This is a genomic window from Paenibacillus ilasis (assembly GCF_043195395.1).
In the GTDB taxonomy this organism is placed as follows: domain Bacteria; phylum Bacillota; class Bacilli; order Paenibacillales; family Paenibacillaceae; genus Paenibacillus_AQ; species Paenibacillus_AQ lautus.
The window spans coordinates 1-17,180 of sequence record NZ_JBHDJG010000003.1 but is presented as its reverse complement, the minus strand read 5'-3'; the positions used below and the strand labels follow the sequence as shown (position 1 = coordinate 17,180).

Here is a 17,180-nt window from a genome sequence, read left to right as displayed (position 1 = left end):
ATATCGTCTTCCATTTGAGGGGTGAAGCCATGAGGCAAATGATAGTTCATTGTGAGCATGAGACCATTCAGATGGCCCTCATCGAAGATGGGAGGTTAGCAGAATTCGCCGTCGAGCGTAGTCGTGAGCAAAGTGTAGTCGGTAGTTTTTATAAGGGCAGGGTCGTTAATGTGCTGCCGGGGATGCAGGCGGCTTTTGTAGATATCGGGCTGAAAAAGAATGCATTTTTATATATTGATGATGTGCTCCATCCTCATTTAGAGAAGCAGCCTAAGCAGAAGCCGTCCATCTCGATGCTGCTAACGGTAGGCCAGGAACTGATCGTGCAAGTAATGAAGGAACCGAGAGGTGGCAAGGGGGCACGGGTCACTACCCATTTTTCGCTTCCTGGCAGATGCATGGTGTACATGCCGACTGCGGATTATGTTGCCGTCTCCAAGAAAATCGGACGTGATGCGGAAAGAGCAAGGCTGAAGAGTATCGGCGAGCAGCTCCGCACAGACGAAGAGGGAATTATTATCCGAACCGTGTCGGAGGACGAGCCTCTAGAATTCCTTAAGGGAGATCTTGAGTATCTGCGAAAAGAGTGGGCACGAATTCTCGACAAAGCCGAATCTTCTCCTGCTCCGACGCTTCTTCATCGCGATTTAGGTCTGCTGCAGCGATTTCTCCGCGATGCCTTTGATCCGCTTCATGACGAACTTGTGATCGACAGCAAGCTTAAAGGCGAGGAAACCAAGAGCTATCTGAAGGAAACCGTTCCTGGCATGGAGCCAAAGGTTACATATTACTCGGAAGGAAGTCCGATTTTTCAAGCTTACGGGTTGGACGAGCAGATGAGAGCCGGCTTTGCAAGGAAAATCACGCTTCCCGAGGGTGTAACCATCGTTGTAGATCAGACGGAAGCCATGACCGTCATGGATGTGAACACAGCCAAATATATCGGTGGGGATAATTTCGAGGAAACGGTACTGAGGACAAACCTTCTGGCGGCGCAGCAGATTGCGAGAATCCTGCGGCTCTGGGATATCGGAGGCATTATCATCGTGGATTTCATCGATATGGATCGTGAAGAGCACCGGGAGCAGGTTGTTTCTGCCATGGAGACTGTGATGCGCAAGGACCGCACCAAGAGCTTTGTGGTGGGTTGGACCAAGCTGGGACTGCTGGAAATGACCCGCAAAAAAGCCAGAGAGAGCTCTTCGCTCCCATTTGCCAAGCCTTGCGGAGCTTGCGGGGGCAGAGGCGTTGTTATCGAACAATAATGTTGACGATGAACATGCAATATGATATTATCATTGGGTATGTGTCTAGTGATGGTTTGCTGCACATGCTGTAACCGCTCCGGTTGGGTTAGCAAGGACGTTCCTGTTCGGGACGGACACCTTGAACTAGGCGAGTCTGAGACATAGGGAGGTGCAAGCAAATGTACGCTATTATCGAAACAGGTGGTAAACAATACAAAGTTCAAGAGGGCGACGTATTGTTCATCGAGAAGCTGACTGCAGGTGACGGCGAGAGCGTGACTTTCGACCGTGTACTGGCCGTATCCAAAGAGGACGGGTTGGTAGCAGGTACGCCGGTTGTTTCCGGTGCAACTGTAACTGCAAAGGTAGAGAAGCACGGTAAAGGCCGTAAGGTCGTTGTATACAAATACAAGCCGAAGAAGAACTACCACAAGAAGCAAGGTCATCGTCAACCTTACACTAAAGTAACCATCGAGAAAATCCAAGCGTAAGAAGGTGCGGTAATTGATTACTGTACAAGTTCTGCGCGGGAGAGATGGACGAATCCATAGCTTCAAGGTAACGGGACACGCGGGATATGCCAATCCTGGAGAAGATATTGTATGTGCTGGAGTTTCCAGCATTACAGTGGGAACGGTCAATTCCATTGAAGCGTTAACCGGAACCGTTATGGAGACCCGGATGAAGGGCGGCTTTCTTAGCGCGAATCTTCCGCCTACGGCAGACGATTCCGTCTCGGGACAAGTTCAACTGCTTCTCGAATCCATGGTTGTTATGTTACAGGGAATTGCCGATTCATACGGCAAGTATATAAGAATACAAGAATTGACTACTTGAAGAAGGAGGTAGACAACATGTTGAAATTGGATCTTCAGTTATTCGCATCGAAAAAAGGTGTAGGTTCCACAAAGAACGGTCGCGATAGCCAATCGAAACGTCTTGGTGTGAAACGTGCAGACGGTCAAGCAGTGACTGGCGGCAGCATCTTGGTTCGCCAACGCGGAACGAAAATTCATCCAGGCACGAACGTAGGTATCGGTAAAGACGATACTTTGTTTGCGAAAGTTGACGGCGTTGTGAAATTTGAACGTTGGGGTCGTGATCGCAAGAAAGTGAGCGTCTACCCGGTTGATGTCGCTCCAGTAGCGGCTGCAGTAGAAGCTTAATCGTTTCTTATGCTGCATACAGAAGAAGCCTTTCGGCATCGTTGCCGGGGCTTCTTTTTTTGTAAAATGCGCAAAGATCATCATCCAGGGGATGAACCGTCCTGAAAGTCTATGATATACTGGGATTTGGTGAATGTAACCAATTGCTGTTGAAAGACGAGGAGAAGCGATGAAATCCTGGAAATGGATAGCAGCTGGGGCGGGGTTAACCTCCGTAATACCCGTAGCATGGATGGTATGGAAACCGACTTTGGCTGCAGGAGCAGTGTTAACGGTTTGGGCTGTCGCTGCGTCTGCCTGCGGTGCATGGCTTGTCCGAAAATCGGAGGAGCGCAGGCAGCAAGCCATCATTCGGAATGTGGAGCAGAGGGCGATTCAGATGCTGAATCACCATCGTCATGATTGGATGAATGAGCTTCAAATTTTGTACGGCTACATTCAACTTGGAAAGCTTGATAAAACAGTGGGTTCTGTGGAAAGAATAAAGGACAGGATGGCGACGGAGAGCAGAATCTCGAAGCTGGGCATTCCTTCGCTGGTTTTTTATTTACATTCATACCGCACGTACAGCAACAATCTGCAGCTCGACGTTGAAGTTGTGGACCAGGTGCAACTGGAAGACAAAGTATCGCCACAAACGGCGGAGTCTTTTACCGAAGCCATCATTCAAATGGTGAGAGCCTTTCAATTGAGCGGAAAAGCGTCCTGGGGGGATACCCGGCAATTAACATTAACATTTATGCAGCAAGAACAAGAGCTGATGGTATGGGCACAAGGAGAAGGATCCTTTGGAGACCCGGACAGCTTGAAGCTTCAGATTGAACAATCCGTAAAAGGCGAAGGCATTCGGGTGGAGCAGACGGAGCCGGGGGAGACCTCGTATCGTTTGTATTTGCCGTTTGTGACTTGAGGAAGGTGATTTCATGTTTGTAGATAAGGCAAAAGTATATGTAAAAGGCGGAGACGGCGGCGATGGTCTCATTGCGTTCCGTCGAGAGAAATACGTTCCTGAAGGCGGACCTGCCGGCGGTGACGGCGGTAAGGGCGGCGACGTGATTTTCCGGGTGGACGAAGGACTGCGCACGTTGATGGATTTCCGTTACCAGAAGCATTTTAAGGCCAAGCGCGGGGAAAAAGGCCGCAATAAAAGTCAGCATGGCGCCAATGCGGATAGCATGATTGTCCGTATCCCGCCGGGTACCGTCTTAACGGATGATGATACCGGTGAGGTGATTGGTGATTTGACCCGGCACGGTCAACAGGTTGTTGTTGCCAGAGGAGGCCGTGGAGGACGCGGAAATATCCGCTTTGCTACGCCGAACAATCCGGCGCCTGAACTTGCCGAGAACGGCGAGGAAGGCGAAGAGCGTTACGTAACCATGGAACTTAAAGTGATGGCGGATGTAGGTCTCGTCGGGTTCCCAAGCGTAGGCAAATCAACCTTGTTGTCCGTTGTATCTGCGGCTCAACCGAAGATCGGCGCGTACCACTTTACGACCATAACGCCGAATTTGGGAGTGGTTGAGGTTGGAGACGGGCGCAGTTTCGTCATGGCTGACTTGCCTGGTCTGATTGAGGGTGCTCATGAAGGCGTGGGACTTGGTCACGAATTCCTCCGGCACGTGGAAAGAACACGCGTCATTGTCCATGTTGTGGATATGGCAGGCACGGAAGGAAGGGATCCGTTTGAGGACTGGGAAAAAATCAATGATGAAATCAGGCTTTACAACCCGGTTCTAGTCGAACGGCCGCAAATCGTAGCCGCCAATAAAATGGACATGCCGGAGGCCGAAGAGTATTTAGCGGCCTTCAAAGAGAAGGTGAAAGAGATTCGTCCGGACATCGAGGTGATGCCGATTTCCTCGCTGACCCGACAGGGTATCCAGGAACTTCTTTACCGCACGATCGATGTGCTCGAAAGCATTCCGGATGAGCCGGCCATTGAAGAAGTATCCGAGGTTTCCGAGCGTAAGGTTTATAAATTCAAAGCACAAAACGACAACTCCTTCACCGTCACTAGGGATAATGAGATGTATGTGGTGCATAGCGAGCGAATTGAGCGGATGCTGAAACGGATGCAGATGAATTCGCATGATGCCATTCTGAAGCTTGCAAGAACGATGCGTCATATGGGCATCGATGAAGAGCTTCGGAAACGGGGCGCGACAGAAGGCACCATTGTACGGATTGGCGATTTCGAATTTGAATTTGTTGAAGGCAGCAGCTACTATTGATGCGCAAAAGAAATACATTTTGAAGAAAAATACCGCAAGGTCTGTATAACAGCAGGCTTGGCGGTATTTTTTTTCGTGAATGCAGCTGCATCCCCGTGAATCGATATCACGTAAATATGCGCAGTGGTTTATGGAAGCTGTTGTAAAATTGTTCCTATACCCTTTTTCCATTTAGGTTTCCAAATTTTGCATCCACATATCGGGTAAATCGTATACAATAGTAGTACAATAGTCCTTTTCCCTAGACCATCAGGATGGAAGGAACGGCGTAAAAAGGAGTGTAGAACTATGGCTATTATTGAAGTAGTAAAATATGAAGGGCCGCCGGATGTGTTTGCTTGGCGTTATCCGAATCAGGAGTTAGGCACTTGGACTCAGCTTATTGTTCATGAGACACAGGAGGCAATCCTGTATAAGGGCGGTCAGGGCCTGGACTCCTTCTCGGCTGGGCGACATACACTGAGTACGGCGAATATACCGATTTTATCCAATGTGATCAATCTTCCCTTCGGCGGGAAGTCTCCCTTTACGGCAGAAGTCTGGTTTGTGAACAAGCTTCGTTCACTGGACGTGAAATGGGGGACGAGCTCGCCGATCCAGCTGCAAGATCCGAAATACAATATCATCGTATCGGTCCGGGCTTTTGGCCAATTTGGCGTACAGATCAGCGATCCGCGAAAATTTCTGGCAACCATGGTCGGTACGCTGCCGACTTTTGACCAGAGCACACTGATTAAATATTATCGCGGCGTACTGATGTCCAATATTACGGAAATCATATCCTCCTATATCGTTCGCAAAAAAATCAGCGTTGTGGAGATCAATGCTTACATAGCGGAAATATCGAAGCATATCATGGAAGCGATTGCGCCTTCATTTGATGAGATGGGGATCACCCTGCTGAATTTCTATGTGGATTCCATCAACATACCGGAGAATGACCCCGCAGCTGTTCGAATCAAGGAAGCGTTGGCAAAGAAAGCGGAGATGGACATCATCGGATATACCTATCATCAGGAAAGAACCTTTAATACGCTTGAGGGAGCGGCAAAGAATCCCGGCAGCCCGGCAGCGGTCATGGGAACCGGTCTGGGCATGGGACTTGGTATGGTAGGTCCGATGTATGAGACCGCCCGGCATATGTTTGAAAATTCGGAGGCTCAAGAGAAGAACGATATGCAAATCAAACAGAAGGCATGTACTAAGTGCGGAACACGGAACGGGGAAGAAGCCCGATTCTGTTCGGGATGCGGACAATCGCTTCAGGTGCAGGCTGAGGAGGAACTCGCGAGAACCGTTCATTGCAACGATTGCGGGCAGCCACTGCCTCCGAATGCCAAGTTTTGCCTTCACTGCGGTGACCCGTACCATGCCTGCCCTAAATGTGGCCATGACCACCCGGCCGGTGCCGTCGAATGTCCGGATTGCGGTGCAGCGCTTCCTATGCCTTGCAGGGCATGCGGTGAACTGGTGGATGCGGAAGCCAAGTTTTGCCCGCACTGCGGGTCAAGCCATGCGCTTACATGTCCTGGATGTCATCATGAGATCAAACCGGGCCAGAAGTTTTGCATGGAGTGCGGACATAAATTGATGTGAAGTGAAAGTGAGGGAATAGAGTGAATACAAGAACCACAAGTCGAAACGGATTATGGCTGGCTGCCGTTGTGCTTCCGGTCGTAACCATTCTTCTGTTCGGATTGATCGGTGGGATGGTTCAGCTGAATTCTTGGATATCCGGCATTGCCCTCGGATGCGCCGAATCGGCCATTCTCGTCTTTATCGGTTTTATCATTTACGGGCGTAAAGCGGCTTTGTCAGGAGCTCCTTTTTATATTGCTTCAGGCGTCATTATAGTAATCTATGCAGTCTCCGTTTTGCTGGAGGTCATTCTGCTGGGATATTTATTTAAGCTGCCTGAATCTTCGTATTTTATGATTCATCTTATAACCTTTCTGGGGTTTTCGGTTGTTTTGGGATTGGTAGCTCTGGCGGGAAAATATGCAGGGGCTCATGAACGGAAGGAAAGTGATCATCTGGCGGTTAAGAAAGAGACGGTGGCCTGGATCGAGGGAATCCGGAGAAAACTAGGTGAGATGCCGGGAGAGAACATTCATTCGTTAGACCGGCAGATGGCCGAGCTTGAGGAAACGCTTCGTTATAGTGATCCTATCACAGACACCTCTTTATACGAAGTGGAGCATATGATCCAGCAAAAGATCGCGATGTTGGAGGATCAAGTGGCGCTGATCGGGGAGACGCAAGCGGAACAACGCGATGAGCTGGCAGAGCAAACGATTCACATCATCCGCGACATCCTTAGAACGGTACAGGATCGCAACACGGAACTTCTGAGAGCAAAAGCGGGATCAACCTAATGCAGATGATAGAGGGGATGGAATATGAGAGCGTCTGATCTGAAGCGCTTTAAACAGAAATTCACAGGCATGGATTATTCCATTATCGCGCTGGCGGTTCTGTTTTTTCCGCTGGCCATTGTGCTGGCGGCTGTTCGGGTCCTTGTCACCCATCGCCATAATCAGTGTAAGGGAAGAAACAACCGGCTCTTCGGGTGGGTTCTGGTCATAACCTATGGAATCTTTGAATTGCTTATGATCCTCGCGACGATGGATGATAAAGATGTCGACGGCCTCTATTCGGCTTCCATCGTGTGGGGCGTTATTATACTGATTCCAGCCATCATCATGCTGTTGATAGCCAAAAAAGAAGAGAAAAAATTCAACCGTTTGCTGCAATTTTATTCGAATGCCATTCTGCAAAGAGGGCTCGTCCAGATTGAACATATCGCTCGAGAAGCAGGACAAACGCCGGCACATGCCGTCCGGGATATCACGTTCATGTTTGAACGGCGTATGCTGCCAAGCGGAAAGCTGGACAACGGTGTTGTCATCATCCCGTCCTTGAAGAGGAGGTCCCAGTCCCCATTGCAAGGGGAATTTGTTTCGCGCAGTGGCCAGCGAGTGCAGTATTCACTAGGTGATGTTAGAACGCCAATAACCCGAAACGAAGCCGCGCCCGATCCTGGTCCGAAATCTGTGGAATGTCCGGGCTGCGGGGCAAGATCGGTCGTAACGCATTTGGAGAAAAAAGAATGTGAGTATTGCGGTTCGGTGATTGTGGCTTAACCTTATTCATGCGTTCGATTAAGAAACAAATGAGGAGATCTTGGTATGAGCGTTTTAGCGAAGCCTTTTAAACCGAAATTTTCAAAATTCGATTATTTTATTATTGGTCTGACGTATGTGTTTTTTCCATTAGCTTTGATCATTGCTGCGTTTCGGATATTACCTACGCAACAACATCATAGTTTCAGGGGAAGAAATGCAAGGCTGGTCGGATGGGTATTGTTCGGTACGTACATTATGACCTCACTGATCATATCACTGGGGAGCGAAACCAGCGAGGAATTCTTAAACGGCAATTTAGCGATGGCATTGTGCCTATTAGTCCCTGCCATGCTGTTGCTTGTTGCTGCTGACCTAGCAGACAAGAAATTCCGAAAGCTGTTGAGAATTTACGCAGAGGCCGTTTTGCAGCGGCGTCTGGTTTACATCGATCATATTGCGATTGTAGCGAATCAAACCCAGGCCCACGTGATCCGGGATTTGAACTTTATGATCAAGGAGCGCATGCTTCCTTCTGGGAGGATTGAGAATGGTGTGCTGATGATCACTTCATTGCACAGAGAGTCAGTGGAACCTGCTGAGACTCAACAGGATATTGGATCGAAGTCTGTGGAATGTTCCGGCTGCGGTGCAAGAACCGTGATCTCACACCAAGAGGAAAAAGAGTGCGAGTACTGCGGCACGATCATTGTTGCTTAGATTTACCGCGGAGCGTTTGAATTCAAATCGAAAGCATGATTGTTTCATGGGCAGTCTCCACATATCGGAGACTGCTTTTTCTTGCGCATCATTTACAATTTTGATGTTTATACCGATGTGTTCCGATTCGAATTGCGATATAGTATAGGCTATAGCGTTGACATAGGAAATATCGGAATATCTAAAAAACTGGACACTTATGTATTGCCCTTACTTGGTATATCCAGTATAATGTCCACTATACGAATACAGTAGTCTTTGAGGAGAGGACGTTTGTGAAGGAACGCTACTATTTGGTCCGGGAAGACATCCTTCCCGAGGCTGTGGTTAAGACGATGCAAGTGAAAAAATTGCTGGCGTCGGGAGACGTTAGGACGGTCCATGAAGCTGTTGAGCAGGTTGGGCTTAGCCGAAGCGCTTTTTATAAGTACAAGGATGGAATCCACCCCATCAATCAATTGGAACGTGATGAAATCGTAACGATTTCTATCGATATGGAACATCGCTCCGGGATGCTATCCGAAGTTCTGGGGTTGGTAGCGGGTGAAGGCGGGAATGTGTTAACCATTCATCAGAGCATTCCGCTGCAGGGCATCGCCAATGTCGTGATTTCCGTCGAAGTTTCCAGGTTGAATGAGGAGCTGGATGATCTACTCGACGGATTGAGGCGAATAGCTGGAGTTAGAAGAGTGCAGATGATAGGCCAAGGTTAAGTTATGACGAATAAATAGATATCTATGTGATGGGATACAGGAGGTAGTGTATTAATGAAACCGGTCAAAGTAGGACTTTTGGGATTAGGAACCGTAGGAACAGGGGTTGTCCGCATCGTAGAGGGACACCAGGAGGATTTGAGCAGTCAGGTCGGTTCGCCGATTACAATAGAACGCATCGCTGTCAAACATTTGGAGAAGTACCGCAGTGTCAATGTGGATCAGAATAAATTGACGGAAGATCCATGGGCGGTCATCCGTGATCCGGAGATTGATGTCATCGTTGAAGTGATGGGCGGGATCGAGCAGACGAAAACCTATATCCTCGAAGCGCTGGAGCGCGGCAAGCATATCGTCACCGCAAATAAGGATCTGATGGCTCTCCACGGTGCCGAAATATTAGCCAAGGCGCAAGAGAAGCAGTGCGACGTGTTTTACGAGGCAAGCGTTGCTGGCGGCATTCCCATTATCCGAACGCTGATTGAAGGCTTCTCCTCGGATCGTATCATGAAAATCATGGGGATCGTGAACGGTACAACCAACTTCATTCTGACCAAGATGAGCCAAGAAGGCGCATCGTATGAGGATGTCCTGGCCGAAGCTCAGGAACTGGGTTATGCAGAAGCCGATCCGACCTCCGATGTGGAAGGATTGGACGCGGCCCGAAAAATGGCGATTCTCGGCACACTCGGCTTCCGAACGAACGTCGAGCTCCAGGATGTAACCGTTAAGGGAATTTCGCAAGTGACCAAAGAAGATATCGCCTATGCGAAGCGTTTGGGCTACGAGATGAAGCTTCTGGGTATAGCGGAGCGTCAGGACGATGAGTTCAGCATCACGGTTCAGCCTACGATGGTTCGCAATGGACATCCTATCGCCGCCGTGAATGGGGTATTTAACGCGGTTTATGTATACGGAGAAGCCGTAGGCGAAACGATGTTTTACGGCGCCGGCGCCGGCGAGATGCCAACCGCTACATCCGTTGTTGCCGACCTGGTTGCCGTCATCAAGAATCTGAAGCTCGGCGTCAACGGCCTCAAAGCCATCGTTCCTTACAAACCGAAGAAACTCAAAACCGATGAGCAGATCATGTACAAGAATTTCATTTTGCTGCATGTGGACGATAAAGCAGGTGTGCTTGCCCAGATTACGCAGGTGTTCGCTGAATACAACGTCAGCCTGGAATCCGTTGTTCAGCAGCCGAACGAGCATAATCCGGATGCTGAGATTATCATCGTCACGCACAACGCGAGCAAAGCCAATATGGATGAAGTGTTGAATCATTTCGAAGGCCTGGAAGTCATTCGCCGGATAAAAAGTGTTTACCGTGTTGAAGGATAATTGAATTAGAATCCATTTAATGACCAGAACTAATTTTTTCATAAGAAAAGGAGAACATGAGAGATGCCGTATGAAGGATTGCTTCAAACCTACAGAGAATATTTGCCGGTAAATGAGCGTACTCCGCTTCTAACGCTTAAGGAAGGGAACACCCCCCTGATCAAAGCTGTGAATCTATCCGAAGAGCTCGGAATTGATCTGCATTTCAAATTTGAAGGACTTAATCCAACGGGTTCATTTAAAGACCGCGGGATGGTGATGGCCGTAGCGAAAGCAATGGAAGAGGGAAGCCGTACCATTATGTGCGCCTCCACGGGTAATACTTCTGCAGCAGCTGCTGCTTATGCCGCTCGTGGCGGGTTAAATTGTATCGTTATCATTCCGAACAATAATATTGCGCTCGGCAAGCTCGCCCAGGCGATGATCTATGGAGCGAAGGTCATTGCGATCGAGGGCAATTTTGACCGCGCGCTGGAAATTGTACGCGAGATTACGGCGAAGCATCCGATTGCGCTTGTGAACTCCGTGAATCCTTATCGAATCGAAGGCCAGAAGACGGCTGCATTCGAAGTCGTTGACCAGTTGGGGAAAGCTCCGGACGTGCTGGCGATTCCGGTCGGCAATGCGGGGAACATCTCCGCTTACTGGAAAGGATTTAAAGAGTACCATGCTGCGGGCAAATCATCTTCACTTCCGAAAATGCTTGGATTTGAAGCGGAAGGTGCTATGGCGATCGTGAAGGGCGAGCCTATCGCGAATCCGGAAACGGTAGCGACTGCCATCCGTATCGGGAACCCGGCCAGCTGGAAAACCGCGGTTGCCGCCGCAGAAGAATCCGGTGGACAGATTAACTACGTGACGGATGAAGAGATTTTGGAAGCATACCGCAAAATCGCATCGCGTGAGGGCATTTTTGCCGAGCCAGGATCGGCAGCCTCCATCGCAGGCGTTTATAAAATGAAGCGCGAAGGATACTTTAAAGGTGGAGAGTCCGTTGTCTGTGTGCTGACAGGGCATGGGCTCAAGGATCCGAATATCGCCATTTCTACCGTGAACGCCGAACCGCTCGTCGTATCAGATACGGAATCAGCTGTAATGGATGCCATTGCTAAGCTTGAAGGAGCTGCACGGGTATGAGTTTGTCCCAAGGTGTCCGGGTGAGGGTTCCGGCCAGTACGGCTAATTTGGGACCCGGATTCGATACACTCGGCATGGCATTGTCTCTGTATTCCTGGATCGAGATGAAGGCGTCGGAGCAGACCGTATTCCATCTTCATGGTGATGAGATGGGCGGTCTGCCGACCGATAAGAGCAACCTGATCTACAAGGTGGCTCAGATGGTTTTTGAAGAGGCGGGACAGGCTGTTCCTGATCTTGAGATTTCCATGTATTCCGAAATTCCGCTTACCCGCGGCCTCGGCAGCAGTGCATCGGCGATTGTAGGGGCGCTGGCGGCTGCTAATGCGCTGATCGGTTCGCCGCTGCCCGATTCCAAGCTTTTTGACATGGCGACGGATCTTGAGAAGCACCCGGATAATGTAGGGGCTTCTTTATTTGGAGGGATTATTACGGCTGTATGGGACGGAGCCCATGCGGATTATATCCGCATTGAACCTCCAGCTGACCTCGGAACGCTCGTGGTTATTCCCGATTTCGAGTTGGCTACATCCAAAGCAAGGGAAGCGCTGCCCGCCCAGGTCAGTTTAGCGGATGCTGTATATAATATTAGTCGATCCTCCTTGATGACCGCGGCTCTTTCTGCAGGCAGACTGGACTTGATTCGTGCCGCTATGCAAGACCGGATTCACCAGCCCTATCGGGTGCCGCTTGTGCCAGGGATGACCAAGATTTTGACCGAAGCGACAAGCCACGGAGCGCTCGGCGTTGCGCTAAGCGGAGCGGGCCCGACGATGATTGCGTTGGTGGATCGGAACGATTCGCGGGTAGAAGAATTGAGCGCGTATTTAATGGAGACGATGAAGGCGGAAGGAATCTCGTCTTCGTGCTACCAATTGAATCCAGTTGCGGAAGGCGTCCAGCTCTTGGATGATATAAACAATAGATCCTTTTTGGATATGATTAGAGGGGAAGTTACCGCATGAAAAAAATAGCCTTGTTGCCCTCAGGATCGGTATCTCATGAAGCGATACTTTATCTCCTTAACGGTGAGCCGGTGGAGTTTGTCCACCATAAACTGATCTCTGATGTATTTATGTCTACAGTAGAAGGAAAAAGCGATTATAGCGTGATCCCGATTGAGAATACCATCGAAGGCTCCGTGAGCCTTCATATGGATTGGTTGGTCAATGAGGTGGATCTGCCGATGCAGGTGGAGTGGGTCTATCCATCCATTCAAAACCTGATCGGAAATGCTGCCGAGTTCCAATCAAATGACGGTACGATGGATTACAGTAAAATCACAAAAATTTGGTCTCACCAAGTAGCAACGGCCCAGTGCCGTCAGTTCCTCGCGAAGGCTGCGCCACAGGCTGAGTTGGAGCAAGTAGGCAGCACCTCGGAAGGGGTTAAGATCGTAAAGGAAAATCCCGGCCAGGGATGGGCGGCGATCGGCACTTCACTAGGCGCAGCCACTCACGGATTAAACGTGCTTGCCGAGCGTATTACCGACCATGATAACAATTACACCCGGTTTGTATTGATTGGACGCGAGCCGATTTCAGTCAACCGTTCGCCGGAGCATATCAAGACCAGCATTCTTGTGACTCTCCCAGAGGATGTGCCGGGAGCGCTGCATCAGGTGCTTTCGGCTTTTGCATGGCGGCGCCTGAACCTGTCGCGCATCGAATCCCGTCCGACGAAGAAGAAGCTCGGTAATTACTATTTTTATATCGATGTCATGGCCGCAGCGGATTCCGTTCTATTGCTCGCTGCCATGGGAGAGATAGAGGCGCTGGGATGTTTGGTTCGTGTGCTGGGTACTTATCCGGGCTATGCGTACGAGAGTGAGAAAATGGAGGTTAAGTAAATGTCAGAGCAATGGATCTATCTGGATGGAGAATTCGTCACAAAAGAGAATGCGAAAGTATCCGTTTTTGACCATGGATTTTTGTACGGGGACGGCATATTCGAAGGCATTCGGATATATAACGGCAACATCTTTAAGTGCAAGGAACACTTGGATCGGCTGTACGATTCCGCCAAGTCCATCGATTTAGTCATCCCCCTGGCATATGATGAGCTGCTGGAAGCTATGGCTGAAACGATTCGACGCAACGATATGCGGAACGGGTACATCCGTATCGTTGTATCCCGAGGCGTTGGCAATCTGGGTCTGGATCCGCGTCGCTGCCCTAAACCAACGGTGTTAATCATTGTGGAACAGCTGGCAATCTACTCTGAAGAAGCTTATCTCAATGGTTTGAAGGCCGTATCCGTAGCCCAGCGCCGTAACATTCCGGATGCGCTCAATCCGAAAATCAAGTCTTTGAACTATTTGAACAATATTCTTGTGAAGATCCAATCCAACTTTGCGGGAGCGGATGAAGCGATCATGATGAATGCGCAAGGATATGTGACGGAAGGCTCCGGGGATAATATTTTTATCGTGAAAAACGGCGTGGTCACCACGCCACCGTGCTACCTTGGTGCGCTTGAAGGCATTACCCGTCAGGCGATTATTGATCTATGCGATAAACTCGGTATTAAATTGAAGGAAGAGCCTTTCAGCATGCATGACGTATATATTGCCGACGAAGTCTTTTTTACAGGAACCGCCGCTGAGGTCATCGCCGCTCGTGAAATTGACGGACGGATGATCGGAAAAGGGCAGGCTGGTCCAATTACGCTTCAATTGCTCGAGGAATTCCGCAGAATAGTGGATCAAGACGGTTATAAGGTGTGGGAATCCTAATGTTTTAGGACAGCTAAATAAACGACTTAAACAATCCTTTCATGTCGATGAAAGGATTTTTTTTGCCCAGAGGGATGTCAATCGCCTATTCCGTGCATAGGATGTAGTAACGAAAGCGGGCGAATTACATGACGCCTAGAAGAGTGTAGGAGGTTTTAGCGGCGTGAAGATACACATCGTCAAGGAAGGCGACACCCTATATGAGCTGTCCAAAAAATACGACGTTCCTTTAGCGAAAATCATCGATGCCAATCCACAGCTGGTGGATCCGAATAAGCTCGATGTCGGTACCAAAATCAAAGTACCGACAGAGCCTGTTCCGGTACCAGGCGGCAGCCAACCCATTATCCATAAGCATGCGGTAAAGCAGGGGGACTCCCTCTGGAAATTGTCGAAGGCATGGGGAGTCACATTGAAGGAAATCATCGATGCCAATCCGCAGCTTAAAAATCCGAATGCCCTGCTGGTGGGAGAAGTCGTGAACATCCCTTCATCAGGCGTATATGCGGAGTCTGGCGCAGATGACGGAGTTTCAATGAGCAGTGGTAGTGGCAGTGGTTCTACCCCGGGCAAGAAGAAGCCGGGCAGCAAGGATTACACCGGGGTAAAGGAAGAAATCACAGCGCCGATCGAGCAGCCTCCGGTTGTTCCCGAAGTTAAGGAGCCCGAGCCGCCGATTTTGCCGAAACTTCCTGAGATTTCGCCTTTTCCCGAGGAGCCTAAGAAATTCGAACCGGAGTACAAACCGGAGATTTTACCTGAAATCAAGAAGCCGATCGTTCTGCCGGAAGTCAAGAAACCAGAGATCCTGCCAGAAGTAAAGAAACCGGATGTCATGCCGGATTTTAAAAAGCCCGTAATCATGCCTGATTTCAAGCCGGAATTTAAACCTGAATTCAAACCTGAATTCAAACCTGAATTCAAACCAGAGTACAACCCGCCATATAAACCAATAGAGCCGGAGTTTATGTACCCTGTCAAAACCATGCCGTTACCTCACCCAATCCATCCCATGGCCGAACCATGTCCGCCTTTTGCGGAGATGCCACTTCATATGATGCCGCATCCGTGTCCGGAATTTCCTTTTAAAGAAGCGCCTGCATTTATGATGCCTCCATACGGCGGGTTTCATGAAGGACCATGTGGTTGCCATGAACCTAAACATTGGCATGGTGCCGATTACGGCACAGCCGTCCATCCGTACCACCATATACCGCAGGAAGCGATGCCTGTTTCCTACAATGAAGGCTGGGGAAATGTAGTTTCAGGATATCCGGGTGTTTCTGAACAGCCCATGAGCTTGGAATATTCCCAGTTCTCGATTACGGAATCCTATACAGGGAATATGGGTTCCGATTACCATCCATATCCTGAGCATCATCATACAGCGGCGACATACGGTTATGTTCCATCTCCTTGCGGGTGCCACGGGGGAGAAGTGAGCCCGCACTATAACATGCCGCAGCACGGGCATTATCAGTATGCACCAGATATGGCGGTACCGTATCAACCTTGGCAGGGTGGAATGGAATACAATGCTGGGGCATACGGCTATCCGTCCGCACACATGGGAACTCAAGGAGCATATCCTCCATTTGTAAATCCATATGAACAAAACTGGAATGATCGGCAAAATGACCAGCAGTTCGATTCGGCATTCAATCCGTCGGCTTCATTCGAAGTGAAGCAATCCAATATGTCGGTCAGCAGTGAAGTTGAGAACGATACGGAACCATCCGCATCCAGAGATACCACCATTGAAGAGAATGCCAAGGAGCGGGCCAAAGTCCATCGTCAGCAAGCTAATAAAACAAGAACCGCAGCCAAGAAATCACGCAAGCCTCAAGCCTCACCAAAAGGTAAGCGCCACAATCCCTGGATCAAGGGTTAAGACATCAACAATAAAAGCCTGGTTATAGCTAAACAAAAGGGACCTCATCTTGGTCCCTTTTGTATGCTCGCCTGACATACTGTCTATGAATCTACTGTACTGTAATGTAATACTGCTAACCGCCATTAATAAAAGAAATACCATCTGGAAGAAATTATGTATTGCTATCGAATCGAAAAATATGATACATTATAAATCCAGCCGCGATAAGCAAGATGCGATGGGATAGAGGTAAACCGAAAGTACTGAGAACTTAAGAAGAACTTAAAAAAACTTTCTAAAAAAACCTCTTGCATTATCGAAACAAACATGATATATTATAAGAGTTGCTGGTGCGAACGAGATTCGCCGGTAACGAGAAGTTGATCTTTGAAAACTGAACAACGAGTGAGTAAAACGAACCACTTTGGTGGGACGTTGAAATAGAGAATTGAACAAATTCTCGTCAGTTAAGAAATGAGCAAATCAAACACTTTATTGGAGAGTTTGATCCTGGCTCAGGACGAACGCTGGCGGCGTGCCTAATACATGCAAGTCGAGCGGACTTAATGGAGTGCTTGCACTCCTGAAGGTTAGCGGCGGACGGGTGAGTAACACGTAGGCAACCTGCCCTCAAGACTGGGATAACTACCGGAAACGGTAGCTAATACCGGATAATTTATTTCACAGCATTGTGGAATAATGAAAGACGGAGCAATCTGTCACTTGGGGATGGGCCTGCGGCGCATTAGCTAGTTGGTGGGGTAATGGCTCACCAAGGCGACGATGCGTAGCCGACCTGAGAGGGTGAACGGCCACACTGGGACTGAGACACGGCCCAGACTCCTACGGGAGGCAGCAGTAGGGAATCTTCCGCAATGGGCGAAAGCCTGACG

At 49.2% G+C, this 17,180-nt stretch carries 17 protein-coding genes and 1 rRNA gene; all 18 read left to right on the top strand.

The window, feature by feature from the left end; translation table 11 throughout:
- The first annotated feature begins 29 nt into the window (after positions 1-29).
- Positions 30-1,265 (top strand): Rne/Rng family ribonuclease, encoded by a 1,236-nt coding sequence (locus ACETK5_RS24330; RefSeq protein WP_100540818.1) that lies wholly within the window; start codon positions 30-32, stop codon positions 1,263-1,265.
- A gap of 161 nt (positions 1,266-1,426) precedes the next feature.
- The gene (gene rplU, locus ACETK5_RS24325; RefSeq protein WP_006208810.1) at positions 1,427-1,738 is read left to right on the top strand and encodes a 50S ribosomal protein L21; all 312 of its coding nucleotides are present in this window, start codon (positions 1,427-1,429) and stop codon (positions 1,736-1,738) included.
- Between the two features lie 13 nt (positions 1,739-1,751).
- Positions 1,752-2,084, top strand: coding sequence for a ribosomal-processing cysteine protease Prp (locus ACETK5_RS24320; protein WP_100540819.1), 333 nt, complete (start codon positions 1,752-1,754; stop codon positions 2,082-2,084).
- A gap of 17 nt (positions 2,085-2,101) precedes the next feature.
- On the top strand, positions 2,102-2,413 hold the full coding sequence (gene rpmA, locus ACETK5_RS24315) for a 50S ribosomal protein L27 (protein WP_071223405.1): 312 nt from the start codon (positions 2,102-2,104) through the stop codon (positions 2,411-2,413).
- A 232-nt stretch (positions 2,414-2,645) separates the two neighbouring features.
- Positions 2,646-3,323: a Spo0B domain-containing protein gene (locus ACETK5_RS24310; RefSeq protein WP_394058366.1), complete on the top strand. Its 678-nt coding sequence runs from the start codon at positions 2,646-2,648 to the stop codon at positions 3,321-3,323.
- Between the two features lie 13 nt (positions 3,324-3,336).
- Entirely contained in the window at positions 3,337-4,647 is a 1,311-nt protein-coding gene (gene obgE / locus ACETK5_RS24305) for a GTPase ObgE (protein ID WP_100540820.1), read from the top strand.
- Positions 4,648-4,935: 288 nt separating this feature from the next.
- The gene (locus ACETK5_RS24300) at positions 4,936-6,243 is read left to right on the top strand and encodes an SPFH domain-containing protein (protein ID WP_394058364.1); all 1,308 of its coding nucleotides are present in this window, start codon (positions 4,936-4,938) and stop codon (positions 6,241-6,243) included.
- A 20-nt stretch (positions 6,244-6,263) separates the two neighbouring features.
- On the top strand, positions 6,264-7,022 hold the full coding sequence (locus tag ACETK5_RS24295; RefSeq protein WP_394058362.1) for a hypothetical protein: 759 nt from the start codon (positions 6,264-6,266) through the stop codon (positions 7,020-7,022).
- A 24-nt stretch (positions 7,023-7,046) separates the two neighbouring features.
- The gene (locus tag ACETK5_RS24290; RefSeq protein ID WP_394058360.1) at positions 7,047-7,790 is read left to right on the top strand and encodes a hypothetical protein; all 744 of its coding nucleotides are present in this window, start codon (positions 7,047-7,049) and stop codon (positions 7,788-7,790) included.
- A gap of 45 nt (positions 7,791-7,835) precedes the next feature.
- Positions 7,836-8,489: a hypothetical protein gene (locus tag ACETK5_RS24285; protein ID WP_394058358.1), complete on the top strand. Its 654-nt coding sequence runs from the start codon at positions 7,836-7,838 to the stop codon at positions 8,487-8,489.
- 275 nt (positions 8,490-8,764) lie between these two features.
- Complete coding sequence (locus ACETK5_RS24280; protein ID WP_009594028.1) at positions 8,765-9,202, top strand: ACT domain-containing protein; 438 nt, start codon at positions 8,765-8,767, stop codon at positions 9,200-9,202.
- 54 nt (positions 9,203-9,256) lie between these two features.
- On the top strand, positions 9,257-10,543 hold the full coding sequence (locus ACETK5_RS24275) for a homoserine dehydrogenase (protein WP_100540825.1): 1,287 nt from the start codon (positions 9,257-9,259) through the stop codon (positions 10,541-10,543).
- Between the two features lie 63 nt (positions 10,544-10,606).
- Entirely contained in the window at positions 10,607-11,680 is a 1,074-nt protein-coding gene (gene thrC / locus ACETK5_RS24270; RefSeq protein ID WP_076323143.1) for a threonine synthase, read from the top strand.
- Positions 11,677-12,645: a homoserine kinase gene (gene thrB / locus ACETK5_RS24265; protein WP_326115301.1), complete on the top strand. Its 969-nt coding sequence runs from the start codon at positions 11,677-11,679 to the stop codon at positions 12,643-12,645. The genes thrC and thrB overlap by 4 nt, the downstream gene beginning before the upstream one ends.
- Entirely contained in the window at positions 12,642-13,529 is an 888-nt protein-coding gene (gene pheA / locus ACETK5_RS24260; protein ID WP_100540827.1) for a prephenate dehydratase, read from the top strand. Before thrB ends, pheA begins: the two co-directional genes overlap by 4 nt.
- On the top strand, positions 13,530-14,414 hold the full coding sequence (ilvE, locus tag ACETK5_RS24255) for a branched-chain-amino-acid transaminase (protein ID WP_100540828.1): 885 nt from the start codon (positions 13,530-13,532) through the stop codon (positions 14,412-14,414). It abuts the gene before it with no gap.
- 163 nt (positions 14,415-14,577) lie between these two features.
- Positions 14,578-16,305 carry a LysM peptidoglycan-binding domain-containing protein gene (locus tag ACETK5_RS24250; RefSeq protein ID WP_394058355.1) on the top strand — a complete coding sequence of 576 codons (1,728 nt, stop codon included), beginning with the start codon at positions 14,578-14,580 and terminating at the stop codon, positions 16,303-16,305.
- A gap of 474 nt (positions 16,306-16,779) precedes the next feature.
- Positions 16,780-17,180 (top strand): 16S ribosomal RNA (locus ACETK5_RS24245); the annotation flags it as partial.

Excerpts from the sequence above, each read along its gene's own strand:
- ACETK5_RS24330 (WP_100540818.1), top strand. The coding sequence starts at position 30 with ATGAGGCAAATGATAGTTCATTGTGAGCATGAGACCATTCAGATGGCC.
- rplU (WP_006208810.1), top strand. The coding sequence starts at position 1,427 with ATGTACGCTATTATCGAAACAGGTGGTAAACAATACAAAGTTCAAGAG.
- rpmA (WP_071223405.1), top strand. The coding sequence starts at position 2,102 with ATGTTGAAATTGGATCTTCAGTTATTCGCATCGAAAAAAGGTGTAGGT.
- ACETK5_RS24310 (WP_394058366.1), top strand. The coding sequence starts at position 2,646 with ATGGTATGGAAACCGACTTTGGCTGCAGGAGCAGTGTTAACGGTTTGG.
- obgE (WP_100540820.1), top strand. The coding sequence starts at position 3,337 with ATGTTTGTAGATAAGGCAAAAGTATATGTAAAAGGCGGAGACGGCGGC.
- ACETK5_RS24300 (WP_394058364.1), top strand. The coding sequence starts at position 4,936 with ATGGCTATTATTGAAGTAGTAAAATATGAAGGGCCGCCGGATGTGTTT.
- ACETK5_RS24290 (WP_394058360.1), top strand. The coding sequence starts at position 7,047 with ATGAGAGCGTCTGATCTGAAGCGCTTTAAACAGAAATTCACAGGCATG.
- ACETK5_RS24285 (WP_394058358.1), top strand. The coding sequence starts at position 7,836 with ATGAGCGTTTTAGCGAAGCCTTTTAAACCGAAATTTTCAAAATTCGAT.
- ACETK5_RS24275 (WP_100540825.1), top strand. The coding sequence starts at position 9,257 with ATGAAACCGGTCAAAGTAGGACTTTTGGGATTAGGAACCGTAGGAACA.
- thrC (WP_076323143.1), top strand. The coding sequence starts at position 10,607 with ATGCCGTATGAAGGATTGCTTCAAACCTACAGAGAATATTTGCCGGTA.
- thrB (WP_326115301.1), top strand. The coding sequence starts at position 11,677 with ATGAGTTTGTCCCAAGGTGTCCGGGTGAGGGTTCCGGCCAGTACGGCT.
- pheA (WP_100540827.1), top strand. The coding sequence starts at position 12,642 with ATGAAAAAAATAGCCTTGTTGCCCTCAGGATCGGTATCTCATGAAGCG.
- ilvE (WP_100540828.1), top strand. The coding sequence starts at position 13,530 with ATGTCAGAGCAATGGATCTATCTGGATGGAGAATTCGTCACAAAAGAG.